Origin of the sequence: Actinomyces sp. 565 (genome assembly GCF_010365615.1) — a bacterium.
Lineage (GTDB): Bacteria > Actinomycetota > Actinomycetes > Actinomycetales > Actinomycetaceae > Actinomyces.
Window position 1 is genome coordinate 50,225 of record NZ_PIZD01000011.1, and the last position, 16,635, is coordinate 66,859.

The 16,635-nt window shown below is 67.5% G+C and carries 16 protein-coding genes; 13 read left to right on the forward strand and 3 right to left on the reverse strand.

Features of this window, described 5'->3' with window-relative positions:
* The first annotated feature begins 342 nt into the window (after positions 1 to 342).
* From GZ997_RS02200 to GZ997_RS02260, 13 genes are all read left to right on the forward strand, one after another.
* Positions 343 to 2,079, forward strand: a complete 1,737-nt coding sequence (locus GZ997_RS02200; protein WP_162678669.1) for an FTR1 family protein — start codon at positions 343 to 345, stop codon at positions 2,077 to 2,079.
* 76 nt (positions 2,080 to 2,155) lie between these two features.
* Positions 2,156 to 2,797, forward strand: a complete 642-nt coding sequence (locus GZ997_RS02205; protein ID WP_272927779.1) for an iron transporter — start codon at positions 2,156 to 2,158, stop codon at positions 2,795 to 2,797.
* 87 nt (positions 2,798 to 2,884) lie between these two features.
* Positions 2,885 to 4,156: a DUF2318 domain-containing protein gene (locus tag GZ997_RS02210; RefSeq protein ID WP_162678670.1), complete on the forward strand. Its 1,272-nt coding sequence runs from the start codon at positions 2,885 to 2,887 to the stop codon at positions 4,154 to 4,156.
* 1 nt (position 4,157) lies between these two features.
* A complete protein-coding gene (locus GZ997_RS02215; protein ID WP_162678671.1) occupies positions 4,158 to 5,447 on the forward strand; it encodes an ABC transporter permease in 1,290 nt (429 codons plus the stop codon).
* An 8-nt stretch (positions 5,448 to 5,455) separates the two neighbouring features.
* Positions 5,456 to 6,835: an FtsX-like permease family protein gene (locus GZ997_RS02220; RefSeq protein ID WP_203233911.1), complete on the forward strand. Its 1,380-nt coding sequence runs from the start codon at positions 5,456 to 5,458 to the stop codon at positions 6,833 to 6,835.
* A 70-nt stretch (positions 6,836 to 6,905) separates the two neighbouring features.
* Positions 6,906 to 7,622 (forward strand): ABC transporter ATP-binding protein, encoded by a 717-nt coding sequence (locus GZ997_RS02225; protein WP_162678699.1) that lies wholly within the window; start codon positions 6,906 to 6,908, stop codon positions 7,620 to 7,622.
* Entirely contained in the window at positions 7,619 to 8,164 is a 546-nt protein-coding gene (locus GZ997_RS02230) for an FMN-binding protein (protein ID WP_162678672.1), read from the forward strand. Before GZ997_RS02225 ends, GZ997_RS02230 begins: the two co-directional genes overlap by 4 nt.
* A 144-nt stretch (positions 8,165 to 8,308) precedes the next feature.
* Positions 8,309 to 8,782: a YbjN domain-containing protein gene (locus tag GZ997_RS02235; RefSeq protein WP_161924455.1), complete on the forward strand. Its 474-nt coding sequence runs from the start codon at positions 8,309 to 8,311 to the stop codon at positions 8,780 to 8,782.
* Complete coding sequence (locus GZ997_RS02240) at positions 8,779 to 9,465, forward strand: YbjN domain-containing protein (protein WP_161924454.1); 687 nt, start codon at positions 8,779 to 8,781, stop codon at positions 9,463 to 9,465. Before GZ997_RS02235 ends, GZ997_RS02240 begins: the two co-directional genes overlap by 4 nt.
* Positions 9,462 to 10,532 carry a tRNA (adenosine(37)-N6)-dimethylallyltransferase MiaA gene (miaA, locus tag GZ997_RS02245; protein WP_162678673.1) on the forward strand — a complete coding sequence of 357 codons (1,071 nt, stop codon included), beginning with the start codon at positions 9,462 to 9,464 and terminating at the stop codon, positions 10,530 to 10,532. Before GZ997_RS02240 ends, miaA begins: the two co-directional genes overlap by 4 nt.
* 25 nt (positions 10,533 to 10,557) lie before the next feature.
* Complete coding sequence (locus GZ997_RS02250; protein ID WP_162678674.1) at positions 10,558 to 11,532, forward strand: diaminopimelate epimerase; 975 nt, start codon at positions 10,558 to 10,560, stop codon at positions 11,530 to 11,532.
* Between the two features lie 194 nt (positions 11,533 to 11,726).
* Positions 11,727 to 13,019, forward strand: coding sequence for an ATP-dependent Clp protease ATP-binding subunit ClpX (gene clpX, locus GZ997_RS02255; protein ID WP_162678675.1), 1,293 nt, complete (start codon positions 11,727 to 11,729; stop codon positions 13,017 to 13,019).
* Positions 13,016 to 13,402 (forward strand): chorismate mutase, encoded by a 387-nt coding sequence (locus GZ997_RS02260; protein WP_161924451.1) that lies wholly within the window; start codon positions 13,016 to 13,018, stop codon positions 13,400 to 13,402. Before clpX ends, GZ997_RS02260 begins: the two co-directional genes overlap by 4 nt.
* Positions 13,403 to 13,490: 88 nt before the next feature.
* On the opposite strand, the gene GZ997_RS02265 is transcribed toward GZ997_RS02260, so the two are convergent.
* Genes GZ997_RS02265 through GZ997_RS02275 form a run of 3 tightly spaced genes read right to left on the reverse strand, consistent with a single transcriptional unit; the run spans position 13,491 to position 15,978 of the window.
* Positions 13,491 to 14,063, reverse strand: coding sequence for a hypothetical protein (locus GZ997_RS02265; RefSeq protein ID WP_162678676.1), 573 nt, complete (start codon positions 14,061 to 14,063; stop codon positions 13,491 to 13,493).
* Between the two features lie 14 nt (positions 14,064 to 14,077).
* Complete coding sequence (locus tag GZ997_RS02270) at positions 14,078 to 15,259, reverse strand: hypothetical protein (RefSeq protein ID WP_162678677.1); 1,182 nt, start codon at positions 15,257 to 15,259, stop codon at positions 14,078 to 14,080.
* Positions 15,256 to 15,978, reverse strand: a complete 723-nt coding sequence (locus GZ997_RS02275; protein ID WP_162678678.1) for an ABC transporter ATP-binding protein — start codon at positions 15,976 to 15,978, stop codon at positions 15,256 to 15,258. The genes GZ997_RS02270 and GZ997_RS02275 overlap by 4 nt, the downstream gene beginning before the upstream one ends.
* Positions 15,979 to 16,635: the final 657 nt, after the last annotated feature.

Genomic DNA, 16,635 nt, shown 5'->3' on the forward strand with positions numbered 1-16,635 from the left:
GCCGGAAACGGGACCAGACGTCCTCGAACGCACTGATGCGCTCCGTGATCCGTTTGCGCCGCGTGTCGGGAAGTCGATCGCGTGTAAGGACCTTCCAGCGACAGCCGGTGGCCTCGAAGCGCCAGGCCTGGACGAGCCCGCTCGGGGTGCTCGGTGTGCGCATCAAACCTCCCTGACCTGGCGTTTTGCGTCGCCTCCGATCATGGCGCGGCGTCAGCCGGCAAGTGATTCGGCTTTGACGTATCCAATTATGTGAGCTTACTCTTTCGGATACAGGCCAGCCTCGCCTAAGCATAGGGAGGCTCGCCTGACCCCGCTCATCACGCGAAGGAATCCGGCCACATGCCCAGTGCCCCTACCCAGGAACGCCGCGTCTCCAGCCCGGCGCGCGCCGTCATCGCGCTAGGTGTGGCATTGCTGCTTGCCGGTGTGCTGGGCGGATTGTGGTCCCCGGCCCGTGCCGCCGAGTCCGACACGGACTACGACTCCTGGACCGCCGTGGCGGACGCCATCTCCGCGCAGCTCGACGCCGCCGCCGACTCCTACGCCGCAGGCGACACCTCCGGCGCCGCCGCCGCCTTCCAGCGCGCCTACAACTCCGGATACGTCGCCTCCAACATGCAGGTCGTCACCACCGACAACCTCGGCGCGGAAACCGCATCCGAGCAGCGGCAGGACTTCACCGACCTGCGCCGGGCCGCCTACGCCCCCGGTAATGACGAGGCCATCGACTCCGGCGTCACCGGGTTGTCCGACTCCCTGACCGAGAGCGCCGGCCGGCTCGACGAGCTGGCCGACCTGCCCGACCCGCGCACCTACGCCGCCGACCAGGCTGCCGCCATCGCCACCGAGCGGGCCGAGCTCCAGGCCAACAAGACCCGCGTCAATGAGGGCCGCGGTGAGCGCACCTGGGCGGACGTGGCCGCCGAGATGAACGAGCTCATCGACTCCGGTGTGGACAAGGCCGCCTCCGGGGATCGCGAGGGCGGCGCCGCAGACGTCAACAACGCCTACTACGGCTACTACGAGAAGCTCGGGTTCGAGAAGACCGTCATGTCCGCCATCTCCGGAGCCCGCGTATCGGAGGTGGAGAACCAGTTCAAGGTCGTCCGCAAGGCCATGGTGGGCGGCGCCGACATTACGCAGATCACCGCAGAGGCCGAGACGCTCAAGAACTACCTGACCGAAGACGGTGCGGCGCTCGACGGCGGAGCGGCCGAGAGTATCAGCCCGGTCAGGGCCCTGCTCACTGGTTCCTTCGGGCAGGCCTTCGTGATCCTGCTGCGCGAGGGCCTGGAGGCGATCCTGGTGGTCGCCGCGGTTATCGCCTACCTGCTCAAGGCGGGCATGCGGGAACGAGTCAAGTACATCTACGCCGGCGTGGTACTGGGGCTGGCCGGCTCCGGGTTGGTGGCGCTCCTTTTCGCCTGGCTGTACGACTCCGCCTCCGCCCACCAGGAGATCCTGGAGGGCGTGGTGGCGCTGGTCGCCATGGCCATGCTGCTGTTCACCTCCAACTGGATGCTGTCGAAGTCCTCGGTTGCCTCCTGGAACCGCTACATCAAGGACAAGGCGGAGGCCTCCATCTCCGACGGCGGCTTCTGGGCGCTGGCCTCCCTGTCATTCCTGGCGGTCTTCCGTGAGGGTGCCGAAACCGTCATGTTCTACGAGGCCCTGTTCGCCATGGACCCCTCCGGCTCGGCCAGCATCTGGCAGGGCTTCGCCGCCGGGGCGGTGGTGCTCGTGGTCGTCTTCCTGCTCATCCGCTTCACCAGTGTGAGGATTCCGCTACGGCCCTTCTTCGCCATCACGAGTTTCCTCATGGCCGTCCTCGTCGTGATCTTCGCCGGCGGCGGCGCCCACGCCCTGATTGAGGGCGACATCATCCCGGCGACCTACGTCGAGGGGTGGCCCACGCAGGACTACCTGGGCCTGTACCCCTACCGGGAGACCCTCCTGTTCCAGGCATTCATGGCCGCAGTCGTCGTCCTCCTCTCCGCCGTGTCCGTGCTCCGCCACCGCAGGGCTGACGCAGCCCAGGCCGCTGCAGACGAAGACGCCGCTGCAGCGGCCGAGTAGTCCTGGGCACTGCAGAAACAGCCAGCACAAACAACCAGAACCAACAACCAGCACCAACAACCAACGAAGGAAACACATCATGCGATCCCTCAAGCTCATCAGCGCCGCGGGCGCAATCGTCCTGGCCGGGAGCCTCGGACTGGCCGCCTGCTCATCCAACGACTCGGGCACCTCCGCGGATACGGCCACCGAGGCTGCCGCGGACGCCGGCGACGCCTCCGACAACGAGGCCGGATTCGAGGAGTTCGACGTCAACGAGTCCCAGAAGGACCAGGAGGCAGAGGGCCAGATCAACGTCAACCTCGTCTACTTCCAGCCGGTCGATATGGAGCCCGCCGGTGCCGCCGGACTGCCTGCCTCGCAGGCGGACCTGCACCTGGAGGCCGACGTCACCGCCCTGGCCGACAACACCCTCGGCTACGGCGCCGGAGACTTCGTGCCCGGCCTGACCGTTGACTACTCCATCGCCCCCGCCGACGGCTCGGGCGAGGCCGTGGAGGGCACCTTCATGCAGATGAACGCCTCCGACGGCCCCCACTACGGCGGCAACATCGCCCTGCCGGACGCCGGCCAGTACACCGTCACCATCACCATCCACAGCCCGGAGGAGAACGGCTGGGTGCTGCACACCGACCCCGACACGGGCGTCAAGGGCCGCTTCTGGACCGAGCCGATCGAGCTCACCTGGGACTGGGACTACACCCCCATGGAGTGGTGAGATCACGGTGACGGCGCCGCCGTCGCGCGGCCCGCAGGCACGGGTGAACAGACATAGGCAATCGATACCGAGAGGAGCACCTGCGGAGTGTTGGAGCGCTTTGTTTCCGTTGTTGGCGGGGCCACTCTGCCCTTCCTGCTGTACGCCGCCCTGGCGGTGGTGCTGACACCCGCAGCCGTGGAGGGGTGGCCGCGCGCCAGCCGCTGGCGCCTCGCCTCCGCCCTGACCGGTACCGCCGGAGCCCTCGTCTTCGCCGTCCTGCGGGCCACCTCCGTGATCGACCGGCGCACCACCGTCAACATTCCCACGCTCATCGCCTGCGTGGCAGTCGATGCGGTCCTGGTCGTGGTGCTCGCCCTGCTGGTACGGCGGCCCACCTGGGGCGTGGACGGGCGCCTGGGCACAGTCGCGCAAGTCGTCGGCTGCCTGGCGATCGCCCTGGCCTTCTTCCGCGCCGTGCCTGAGGCAGTGCTGCAGCTGGCGGCCTTCATCGAGCCGGGCGAGGAGGTACTGTCCTCCCAGATGCTGCTGCGTGCGCTCGGCTTCATCGGCGGCTGGATCGCGGTGGCCCTGTTCGCCTTCGTCTACTATCGCGCCGCCCGCCGGGCCCCGGTGCGGCCCACGCGGATCACCCTGCTGGTGTTCGTGCTTGCATTCGGCACCGTTCATGTCTTCCAGCTGGCGCGGGTGCTGCAGTCCACCCACCGGATCCGGCTCGGCGGAGACGCTTTCCGCGTCATGTCGTGGGCTACCAACAATGCCGGCGGCGTCGTCCTGCTGACCGCGGCGGCCGTCTGGCTGGTTCCCATGGGCTTCGCGTTGGCCCGGGCTGTCGGGCGCACCCCGGTCCAGGCCAACCCGGCGCGCACCCGTGCCCTGCGCGCCGAGCGGCGCCGCTCGCGCCGCTGGGTACTCGCCTCCGGCATCGGCTTTGCGGCGCTGGTGGCCACTCGCACCGTCGCCGTCGCCAAGGTCAACGAGGTCCCCACCCTGTCCGATCCGGAGCCCTACGAGGTCACCGCCGACGCGGCGGTGGTCTCCGCCGCCGTCCTGGGAGACGGGCACCTGCACCGCTTCGCCTACGCGACCTCCGACGGCACCGAGGTCCGCTTCATCATGATCCTGAAGAACGGCGGCGCCTACGGGGTGGGCCTGGATGCCTGCGAGTCCTGCGGTCCGGCCGGCTACTACGAGGGCGCTGGCAAGATCATCTGCAAGCGCTGCGATGTGGCCATCAACCCGGCCACCATCGGCTTCAAGGGCGGCTGCAACCCCATCCCCATCGACTTCGCGGTTGCCGACGGCACCGTCAGCGTGCCCCTGAGTGCCCTGGAGGACAGCGCGGAGGTGTTCGCCTGACGTGTTCTTCTCACGCCTGCTGCACCGCTCCTTCACCCGTCAACTCTGGCGCCGCTCCCTGATCGGCCTGACCGTGGCCCTGTGCGCCTCCATCTCGGTTGCCATGCTCGGCGTCGTGCTCGACGTCGGCGACAAGCTGAACGCGGAGCTGACCGCCTACGGCTCCAACATCGTCGTCCAGCCCAAGGCCGACGCCGTCGTCTCCAGCCTGTACGAGACCACCGCGGACACCGAGTCCACGGCATTCATCGCCGAGGAGGAGGTCGCGAATATCAAGACGATCTTCTGGGCGTACAACATCGTCGACTTCACCGCCGAGCTCACCGGCCACGTGGATGCGGCCTCGGCCTCCGGGCAGGCCACGGACCTGGCCGTCACCGGCACGTGGTTCGACAAGGAGCTCAGCCTGTCCACGGGCCAGACGACTGTCGCCGGCGTGACCACCCTGCGCTCTTGGTGGACGCTGGAGGGCAGCTGGCCCGCTGACGACGCCGACGAAGCCGTGGTCGGCTCCTCCCTGGCCCATCGCCTGGGCTTGGGAGCAGGTGACACCGTAACCCTGTCCACCGCCGCCGGGGACCGTTCCCTGACCGTAACCGGCGTGTACACCTCCGGCGACGAAGACGATGAGTCCCTCTACGCCCCACTGGCGATCATCCAGGACCTGACGGGGCATGCCGGCCAGGTGGACGAGGTAGAGGTCAAGGCCCTGACGACTCCGGAGAACGACCTGTCGCGCAAGGCGGCCCGCAGCCCCAACGTGCTGTCCGCCGCCGAGTGGGAGACCTGGTACTGCACCGCCTACGCCTCCTCCATCTCCTACCAGATCGAGGAGGTCATTCCCGGCGCCGTCGCCAAGCAGGTGCGGCAGGTCGCCGCGGTGGAGGGCAAGGTGCTGGAGAAGACCCAGGCGCTGATGATCCTGATGACCGCACTCAGCCTGGTCGCTGCGGTGCTGGCCGTCGCTTCCCTGACCACCGCCTCCCTGGTGGAGCGCACCAGCGAGTTCGCCCTGCTCAAGGCGGTGGGTGCCTCCTCCGCCTCCATCAACCGGCTGATCCTGGCCGAGACCGCCGTCATCGGCGCGATCGGCACGGCGGTGGGGGCGCTGGTCGGCTCCGGCATCGCTCAGCTGATCGGGCAGGTGGTATTCGGCTCCTCCATCACCATGCGGCCCATGGTGTACGTGCTGGTGGTGGTGCTGGTGGCACTGGTGCTGCTGGTGGCCACCGCCTCCTCGCTACGCACCATTCTGAGGATCCAGCCCGCGACCGCCCTGCACAGGCGGTGAGGAGCACCATGACCGAACGCTCTGCGAACAAGCGCTCTGCGACCAGCCCTCCTATGACCAACCGGCGCATGTTCGCCACCATGCTCATCGGCGCCATGTTCCGGCGCCGCTCCCGCGCCCTCGCGGCTATCGGCTCCTCCGCAGTCGGGGCGGCCACCCTGTTCTGCCTCGCGGCCATCTGCCTGGCGGTCCCCGCCCAAATGAGTGCGGAGATGCGCCAGTTCGGCGCCAACCTGATCGTCACTCCCATCGACACCGATTCGAACTCAGCCACCGCCGGTACCACTACGGACGCGGCTGCTGGGACGGCGGGAGTCGGCGGGGCGCAGCCGGCGCGCATCACCGACGCCGACCTGGATCTGGTCGACGTCGCCGTCGCCGCCGCCACCGACATCAGCGCCGAACAGTTGGCCACCGCCGCCTACCGCTACGAGACCATCCGCATCAACCGGTCCCCCTACCTGGTGGCGGGCATCGACGTCGATGCGGTGCGCGCCCTGAACGGGCACTGGGAGATCGACGGCGATTGGCCGGGCGAGGGGCAGGTGCTGGTCGGCACGAATGTGGCCGATGCCGCTGGGCTGAGCCTCGGCTCCAGCGTCACCGCCGAATACCTCTCCAGCGACAACCTCGCCTCCGTGGGCGAGCCCGCCGCCACCGATTCGGCCACCGCCCCAGCAACAGACTCGGCTGCCGGCTCAGCCACCGGCGATCCGGCGAAGTCGGACGAGGCCGCAGCGGGTAAGGCCCAGTGGCGGGTGTCCGGCATCGTGGACACCGGTGGGGAGGAGGACGACATCGTCTACGTTCCCACCGCCGCGCTGGAGGCCCTTACCGCCACCGCCGACGCTGGCTACGACGTGGTGGAGTTCTCGGTGGACACCTCCACGGTCAGCGTGGAGGACGTCGCGGGCGCCGTCGCCGACTCTGACGCGGCCGGCCGCGTCGCCGCCCAACCCGTCTCCAAGATCTCCAGCGGCGACACCCGCATCATCACCATGCTCAACACCCTGTTCTGGGTGGTGGCCGTCGTGGTGCTAGGCCTGACACTCGTGGGCGTATCCACCACCATGACCGTCGTCGTCGCCGAGCGTCGCAACGAGATCGGCCTGCGCAAGGCGCTGGGCGCCTCCGAGGGATTGATCGCGGCCGAGTTCTTCGCCGAGGCCGCCCTGCTGGGCCTGGTCGGCGGCGTGGTCGGTACCGCCATCGGTTACGGCCTGGCCCTCGCCGTCGGCCTGGGTGTATTCGACCGCCCCATCGGCTTCAACTGTTGGCTGGCGGCCGCCTCCCTCGCGCTGACTACGCTGGTGGCCGTCGTCGCCGCATACTCACCGGTGCGCCGCGCCTCGCGCATCGACCCCGCGCTCGTCCTCAGAGAGGAATGACATGACCGACACGCTCGCCGAGCCGCAACCCGGCACGCGGGACTCGCAGACGGACGCGGGGGCCGCTGACATGCTGCTTGAACTGCGGCACGTGTCCAAGATCTACGGCGACCTGCACGCCGTCGATGACCTCAGCCTGCAGGTGCCGCGCGGGCAGTGGCTGTCCGTGGTCGGCTCCTCCGGATCCGGCAAGACCACGCTGATGAACATTATCGGCTGCATGGACACGCCCACCCGCGGCTCCGTGCTGCTGGACGGGCGTGAGCTCGGCCGGCTCAACGCCGCCCAGCTGACCGACATCCGCAAGCACGTCATCGGCCTGGTCTTCCAGCAGTTCCACCTCATCCCACACCTGACCGCCATCGAGAACGTCATGGTTGCCCAGTACTACCACTCCATGACCGATCAGGAGGAGGCCCTGGCAGCCCTGGACAATGTGGGGCTCGCCGACCGCGCCCACCACCTGCCCTCCCAGCTCTCCGGCGGCGAGCAGCAGCGCGTGTGCATCGCCCGGGCGCTGATCAATCACCCCCAACTCGTGCTCGCCGACGAGCCCACCGGAAACCTCGACGAGGCCAACGAGCAACTGGTCCTGGACATCTTCGCCCGCCTGCACAAGGCCGGTACTACCCTGATCGTGGTCACTCACGACGCCCACGTGGCCTCCTGCGGACAGCGGCAGATCCTGCTCAACCACGGCCGGCTGGTGGGGGAGAAGACCAATACTGCCGGCGTCGGCCGCCGGGAGCGCGACATGCTCGACTTCGGCCAGGAGGTGCAGGCATGAACCGTCCCCCGCAGCTCCCGGGCCCGACGGCGCCCGCAGTCCCCGCCCGCCGCGCTCTGGCCGCGGTAGGCGCGGTGCTGGCAACGGCCGGCCTGGCCGGATGCGGCGGCGGGGAGGCGACCCCCGCCCAGGACGAGTACGCCGGTCGCGCCCAGACCCAGAACCCGACGGCCTTCACCACGCCTTCCGCGGGTGACGCCCCTACCCCCTCCGCCACTCCCACCGGCGGCCCGTACGCCGACGGCAAGTACACCGCCAAAGAGTCTTATGGGGTCGTCGAAGGCGTCGTGGAGGAGGACTCGATCGACGTCACCCTCGAACTGGAGGGCGGCTATATCACCGATGTGTCCGTCACCGGTCACGCCCCGACCACCACCTCCAAGAACTACATCGCCGGATTCGTGGAGGAGATTGAGGACGCCGTAGTCGGACGCAGCATCGAGGACGCGCATGTGACTGCCCTGGCCGGGGCCTCCAAGACCTCGGCCGCCTTCAACGACGCCGTCGACGCCATCGCCGCCCAGGCGGCCGAGGCCCACTGAGAACGAAACGCGGGGCTGCGGGAGAGGTTGGGGCACGGCTTACCATCTGTGGCCCTCGTACCTCGTCGGGCCGCTCCCGGTGGGCGGCGCAGCCGTCCGCGAAGCCGCATGGGAAAGACTTGAGTCCCCGGCTAGGCTGGAGTCATGCCGCAGTTCGGATCCGCACACGCCGCCGACGCACCCGCCACCCCGGCGCCCGTTGACGTGGATCGGGTCATGGACTGCGCGCGGCGCCTGGGCCTGCGCTTCTTCCTCGATGATGAGGGTGACGTAGGTATTCCCTGGCGCTACGTGACTGTCCACGCCATCTTCCAGGGCGATCGCGCCCTGCAGCTGCGCGGCGTCTGGCACCGCATCGCCGATACCGAGCACTTGGCAGCGCTGCGCAGCCTGGTAGAGGACTGGAACACCACTCGCATCGGCCCGAAGGCCTACCTGACCGTCGCCGACGGCGGAGTGGTGCGCCTGCACGGGGAGGTCACCTACCCGCTCAGCGCGGGCATGACCGACGCGCAGCTGGACGAATTCGTCTTCACCGGCTGCCGCCTGATAGTCGCACTGATGCGGGAGGCGGAGGATACCTTCCCCGATCCGATCCGCGGAAGGCTGGAGCCATGAGCCGCCGCCCGCGCAGGCGGTGGGCGGATTTCATCGCCCGGCTGTTCGCCGGCTCCTGGGACCAGCACGCCCAGGCCTCCCAGGACGCCCCTTCAGCGGGGCGGGGGAGCGCGCATGGAGCCGAGAGGCGGTTGCGGCGGCCGCAGCCGGTGGAACTGTCAGACCTTGAAATCGACTACCCCGAACGTCCGGCCGCCCCGGACTCGGTCCTGCAGGGGACCGGGGGAGCGACGGGTCCTACCCGTGCCGGTGGTGAGCTGACGGCGCCCCTGACGCTGGAGCGAATCGAGGCCGCCCTGACGGGCCCCATGGGGTACGGGGTACGCCGGCACCGCGAGGAGGACCATGTCTGCCTCCTGGGCACGTGGGACGGCTTCCCCTTCGTCATCGAGATCCCAGAGGGGCACCCCGATTGGCTACTGGTCTCCGGCGACTGGGAGAAGCCTGCCGCCGAGGGGGAGCGCGACGAACTGGCGGCCTCCGTCAACGACTGGAACCGCGACAAGTACTTCCCGACCGTGGCCCTGGTGGACACCCCCATAGGCCCCCTGGTACGCGCCACCTACCTGGTGGGCATGGGGCGCGGGGTCACCGACGCCCAGCTGCGCCTCCACCTGGATACCGCCCTATCCGCCTGCACCCAGGCCCTCAGCCAGGTCCGACCGCTGCTGCCGGACCTATGAGTACCAGGCCTGAGCCCGTCTACGCGGCCCCGGCGGCACCGGCGCGAGCGGACGCGGTCGGTGCCGCCGCGGTGGCGCCGGAGGGGAACCATGTGCCGGTGCGGGTGGCCGTGGTGGGTCCCACCGCATCGGGCAAGTCCGCCCTGGCCCTCGATCTGGCCGATGCCCTCGGGGGCGGTGTCGAGATGCTCAACGCCGACGCCTTTCAGCTCTACCGGGGCATGGATATTGGCACGGCGAAGCTGGGGCCGGGTGAGCGCCGCGGCTACCCACATCATCAGCTCGACGTGCTGGATGTGCACCAGGAGGCGAGCGTGGCCGCATACCAGGCTCACGCCCGCGCCGACTTACGGGCCACGGTGGCGCGCGGCAACCGCCCGGTCATCGTGGGCGGATCGGGCCTGTACGTGCGTGCGGTAACCGACGCCCTCGACTTCCCGGGCACGAACCCGGGCCTGCGGGCCGCGTTGGAGGAGCGCGCGCGCCAGGAGGGGACGTCCGCGCTGTGGCGCGAGTTGCACGGTGTGGACCCGGCTGCCGCTGAGCGTATCGACCCGTGCAACACGCGCCGTATCGTGCGCGCCCTGGAGGTAGTGCAGCTGACTGGTAGGCCGTTTACCGCGACCCTGCCCCGCTACGCGGACCTGGTGCCCACCGTCCACCTGGCACTGCGCTGGGACCGGGAGGTCCTGGATGCCCGCATCAATGCGCGGGCAGAGGCGATGTTCGCCTCCGGGCTGCTGGAGGAGACCGAGGTGCTGCTTGGGCGCGGCTTGCGCGAGGGGCCGACGGCCCGGCGCGCCATCGGCTATGCCCAGGCCATCGCCGTCCTGGATGGCGCCATGCCGGTGTCCCAGGCTGTGGCCGACACTGCTGCCGCCACTCGTAAGCTCGCCTCGCGTCAGCTCAAGTGGTTCCGCCGTGATCCGCGCGTACAGTGGCTCGACGTCGTCGCCGCCGACGGCACGTGGGCGCCGGGGGAGCGCGAGCGCGTACTGGCCCAGGCGCTGCAGCTGGTGCAGGCGGCGGACCGCCGGGGCAGGCCGGAGGGTGGCAGCCGCGGATAGGCGATACAGGCAATAGGGTGTCCCCATGACCATTGCCCCCGGCCTGGCCGGCCGCACGCTGATCAAGGGCCATACAGCCGGCGTAGACCTCCTCCTGCTCGTGGACCCCGAGCGGGAGGTGCCCCTCACTGCAGCCGATGTGGCCGCAGTGTGCAACCGGCACACCGGCCTGGGGGCGGACGGCCTGGTGCGGGTGGTGCGTACCGCATCCCTGCCCGGTACCGCGGCCTTCCGGGATGTTGTCCCCGAGGCCGAGTGGTTCCTGGACTACTACCGCTGCGACGGCGACCCGGTGCGGGGGGCGGCAGCCGCCTACGGCGACGCCTGTCGGCTGCTGGCCGCCGTCCTGGACGCCGAGGGGATCGTGCCGCTGGCGGATGGCTCCGCGCTCACGGTCGGCACTCGGGGCGGGGCCCGCACCGTCACCCGCCTGGCCGAGATGTGGGCCGTGGACGCTGGGCCCGCAAGCCTGGCGGAGGTGGCCGCGCCCGCCGCCGGCGCCTCCGCGGAGGGGTGGGACACGGCGGTACGTATCCCCGGGCTTGAGGGCGACCGGGCGGCCCTCAGCCTGGACCTGGCCGGGCGGCACCTCGTGGTCGCGCTGGCAGAGGACAGCGAGCTCGACGCGGTCGCGCCGCCCGGTGCGGGTGCGGCCGAGTACACGCCCGCGCCGGAGGCGGCGGCGAGCCTGGAGCTGGTGGTGCCGCTGGGCGAGCGCGTGGATCCGGATACCGGGGACCGGGTGGGCTTGGCGCGCGTGCGCGGGCTGGCGGACGGAACGGGCGGGGCGGTCCCGAGTGCCGAGGCGTGCTGCGCGGTCGCGGTCGCCCTGCATGAGTGGATCGGAGCCGACGCACCAACCGATTACCTGCTGCGCCTGCCCCTTGGGCAGGTCGGTGTGCACGTGGGCCAGGCCCCGCTGGCAGGGGAGACGGCGGCACGGGACGCGCTGTTGCTGACCGGCACGGTGGAGCTGGTAGGCCGGATCGCTCTCGCCTGAGGCCGCGTGGGTCCGTGTCGGCCGAGGGGCCCGCGGAGGGTGCCTCTTGCCGTGTGTTGCCTACCAACAGGATTATCTAGGAAGATTTATACGGACACACCGTTGCAATGACTATAGCCGCGGCGGCCCGCGCCCCGTAGGCTGGGACGGTGCCCGCAGCTGGCGGGCGCACCCGAAAACGGGAGGGAATCCAGGTGGCACGCAGCGCTGAGAGCGTCGACCTTCTCAAGTGCTCCTTCTGCGGCAAGAGCCAGAAGCAGGTCAAGAAGCTCATCGCCGGACCCGGTGTCTACATCTGTGACGAGTGCATCGAGCTGTGCAACGAGATCATTGATGAGGAGCTCGGCGCCTCGGGCTCGGGCGTCCCGCTTGAACTGCCCAAGCCGCAGGAGATCTTCGACTTCCTCAACCAGTACGTCATCGGCCAGGAGGAAGCCAAGCGCGCCATGAGCGTGGCCGTGTACAACCACTACAAGCGCGTGCAGATGCGCGAGCGCGCCGTGGCCGAGGGCGATGGGCTGGAGCTGGGCAAGTCCAACATCCTGCTGCTGGGACCAACCGGCACCGGCAAGACCCACCTGGCCCGTACCCTCGCCCGGCTGCTGGACGTGCCCTTCGCGATCGTTGACGCCACCGCCCTGACCGAGGCCGGATACGTGGGTGAGGATGTGGAGAACATCCTGCTCAAGCTCATCCAGGCGGCGGACGGGGACGTCAAGCGCGCCGAGAAGGGCATCATCTACATCGACGAGATCGACAAGATCGGCCGCAAGGCCGAGAACCCCTCCATCACCCGTGACGTCTCCGGGGAGGGCGTGCAGCAGGCCCTGCTGAAGATCATCGAGGGCACCACCGCCTCGGTTCCACCGGGGGGCGGCCGCAAGCACCCCCACCAGGAGTTCCTGGAGATCGACACCACGAATATCCTGTTCATCGCCGCCGGCGCCTTCTCCGGCATCGAGGAGATCGTCCGCCAGCGCCGCCGCCGCGAGGCCGGCGCGCAGATCGTCGGCTTCGGCGCCACCCTCGCCAAGGATCAGGGGGAGGACGTGTTCGCCACCCCAGTGCGTCCGGAGGACCTTCACAAGTTCGGGCTGATCCCGGAGTTCATCGGTCGGCTTCCGGTGATCGCCACCGTCCACGACCTGGGCGTGCCGGAGCTGGTGCGGGTGATGACCGAGCCCAAGAATGCCCTGGTCTCCCAGTACAAGTACCTGTTCAGCCTCGACGGCGTGGAGCTGGAGCTCACGAAGGAGGCCATTCAGGCGATTGCCTCCCTGGCCCTGGAGCGCAAGACCGGTGCGCGCGGGTTGACCAGCATCGTGGAGGAGGTGCTCGGACAGGCGATGTTCGAGGTTCCCTCCCTGCCGGAGGTGGGGCGTGTGGTAGTGGATGCAGATGCCGTGCGCGGCACGGGATCCCCGCGTTACGAGCGCGGCAGCGGCACCCTGTCGGCCACCGCCAAGGGCAGGACGCGCACCGCATGAGCAACCAGTCGGCGGACTCTCAGGCCCGCCCGGCAGGCGCCGACGCAGGGGTGCCAGTAGAGCCGGGGTCGGCGTCGAGCGCTGCCGCGGTGCCGCCACAGCTGGCCGCTTACCGCGCGACGATCGACAATCTCGACGCCGCCCTCATCCACCTGCTGGCGGAGCGCTTCCGGTGTACCCGGCAGGTTGGTCGGCTCAAGGCGGACCTGAGCCTGCCGCCGTCGGACCCGGCCCGCGAGGAGCAGCAGGTGGTCCGGCTGCGGGCCCTGGCCGAGGAGGCCGGCCTGGACCCGGTGTTCGCTGAGAAGTTCTTCGCCTTTATCGTCGCCGAAGTGATCCGCCACCACGAGGCCATCCGGGAAGAGCTGTCGGAGGATGACTGAAGCCACCTGTGGCATCCATCAAAGTTGCGATCGATGTAAACCTCTCCTCCCGCCAATATACGACTCTAGTTCCGGCGCTTGGACAGGCTCAGCGCAGGGTTCGGGTGCACCGAAGCCAGATGAGCCCGGTGAATAGGGCACAGGCGGCGAACAGATCCCCGGTGCTGGAGACTCGATTGATGAGCAGCAACGGGTTGCCAGCGAGAAATAGCCCCATAGTCCCGTATATTACGACGGCGATGGTAGTCCATTCGAAGCCCGCATAAGGCAGCAGCAATGCAATAAGCGTAGTGATCCACAGAGCGTTCTCGATGCATATCCGCGCCACATCCCAACCGTCGGCGGCGCCGCCAACGCACCCGCTGACTGCCGTGAGCAGCCCGGCCTGTCCAAGTAGCCAGGCGATCGTGACTAGGCGTTGGCGAGGACGATCGTAGGGGATAAGGCGAGCGAAGGGATCGTGCAGCCAGCTGGCAATCACCGGAGCGGCAATCACCGGCAGATAGAAGTAACCGTAGGCGACATGCTGTCCGGCAAGTATCTCCTGATCCGATTGGAAGGTGGGAACACTGACTGAGGCGACCGCGGAGCAGGCCACAACTACGAGCAGCAGAGCGGCGGCATGCATACGGGAGCGATGCGCAATAAGTTCAATGCGCACTACTGACGGAAGCCTCAGCACGTTGACCCCAAGCCCTCATTCCACCACGCGATCTGGGCGTTGTCGGAGGCGTTACTCATGAACTCCATGCCGTCCATTTCGACAAGATTATCCAGGGGCCACATCCCGAGCTTGTAGTAAAGCCAGTACATGTGATTGAAAGGATTCTCTTCATCGAGGCACCTATTCCAGTCGGCGGTGGCTGTAACCACGGCCTCTGTTGGATCTATGCCAACGGCGCCAACCTCTAGGTAAGCCGCTGAGTCATCGATCTCGGGATAGTCAATGGTGTCTTCGATGTAACTCTCGGGTCGGCTCCCCGGGGGAAGGAACTGCGCGACTTGTTCAGCCGTCTCCACGGTCTCGGGCAGCAAACGTTCGTGGTCCGGCAGGAGACATACCCGGATGTTGTCGGTCTCGGAGCACACGTACCGGTTCGTGAGCGGTTCTCCTGCAGCGGTCGGAGCCAACGTGGCTGGCGGAGCCGATACGACGAGTGTTCCGCTAACTCCAACCAGCAGCACAGCAACAACTGCGGGTGCCCGCAGGCGCTTGCGCCGCAGTTGCTTTTCACTCAAAAGTATAGCGCTCACTCCGACAGCCGTGAGAAACAGCGTCTGAAACACGAAGTGTGTTGAGACCACTATCAGCGGCAGAGATAGGTGCGTGGCCCCCGAGGGAGTGAAACCGGGCGCGGTGCCGTCCATGTCGGCCCAGTCGAGCGTTGCGGGGACAAGGTACGTGATCAGGATGATAAGCGGGAGTGAGAAGGCCGGATGTAGGAACAGGCCCAGTGCAACACTGATTGCCAAGATTGCCAGGACGGCGGCGGTGGCCGCGACGGCGGGCCAGATCGAGGCCCTGGTTGGCGTCGGATTGAGTGCTAGCGTTATCGCATAAGCCGTGGCGACTACGAGTAGCCATGTTAGCGCGCTTGGAGCCAAGCAACGGCGCACCAGGAAGCATGCCGTACGCCAACCGCCGCAGCGAAGTTCCAGGGACCGTAGCGGCTCAATATTGCGCCTTGTATACAGGGCCAGTGGCAAGCCCGCGAGAGTGGCGGCGGTCATACCACTTGCTCCAAGATCCCAGCCCGTCTCATTCCAGTCGCCCGCCCAGCCGTCGAGATCGGTATGGAGACTGATAGCGGTCGCCAGCAACAGGATGGCGGCTGACAGCCACGGTATACGTCTCATGCTGCCGCCTGGGCTCGGTCCAGGCAGGCCAGGTATGCCTCGTCTCCGTCGCGGGTGTCGGGTGCGAAGCGCACGAGGAAGTCATCTACTGGGCCTGCGTGCACCACCCGGCCGCCGTCGAGGACGACGACGTGCTGAGCGACCGGCAGTACATCGTGCAGCGCGTGGGTGGAAACGATTACACAACGTGATCGTGACGCCTTGGTAATTAGACTGAGTATCTCGCGACGCTGAAGAGGATCGAGATCGTTGGTCGGCTCGTCTAAGAGCAGCAGCGCCGCAGGTGTGACGTTACTGGCGGCGAATGCAAGACGACGGTGCATGCCGCCGGAAAGCTTGGACACCGGTTTGTCGGCGTCCTGGCTCAACCCGATCTCCTCCAGCAGATTGGTTGCGCGGCCCCGGGCCTGCGTGTGGGAGCCGCCAGTAAGCCAAGCGATATGCTCAAGAACCTCGCGAGCACGCAGGTCGAGAGGAAGCTGAGGCGACTGCGGCATGAGTCCTACAGCGGAGGGCTCAAGCGGTTCGGCTGCTAATGTTGCATGCAGCCGAGCGAATCTGACTCTTCCAGCCAGTACAGACAGCAGCGTCGTCTTTCCTGCTCCGTTTGGTCCTGCCAGTACGGTTACGCCTTGTGGCAATTCCAGATCGGAGACATCAAGGATGAAGTTGCCGCGCCGCGCATAGCATAGTTCGACAGATAGACCTTCGATGCTCAAGTGAGTTACCGTCCCGTTCTCTTCCAAGCCAGCCTGATCGTGGTTGGAGTGGGTGGGATCTGGAGGACGGAAACGTCGAAGTGGTACCTCATCCCCTTACCGATCTTTACGCTGTTGCTTGTGATCCCGTCGCAGTAGCGGCTTCTGTTCAGTGTGAACAGGGCGGGGTCAGGGCTGTTCTTCACTGTTCGACGAAAAATGTAGCCATAGGTTGCGCCGCATGATTTTCCGGAAGCGTCCGACGTCAACCGTGCTGTTCCTGAGTTCGCTGCGGTACTGTCATTGGAGGCCGAGGATGGAATTCGATGTACGTATCCACCTCTCGCTCTGCTCGTGACGTTCCAGTTGTAGGTCACTCCACTCACGGCCTTGGTGGCCGCCCAAGCTGTTGTAGGGATGCCTGCAAACATGCTGACAGGCGAAACAGAGGTGATGATGCGTCGTAGGTTGGATCGGGACTTGACGGACGGGGACATCAGGACTCCGCGTATCAGGTGACTGCTTCAGGCTTACAAGCAACATGCTTGTCTTCTTGCTTGCCGATCACGAAATTAGCGTGAGGCGCAGCATACGTCAAGCCCTCGACGAGACTCATCTCAGGCGCCTGCGAAAGTGGCTCGGCCTCATCCACACACTTGCCGAGAGAGTCGTGGATTG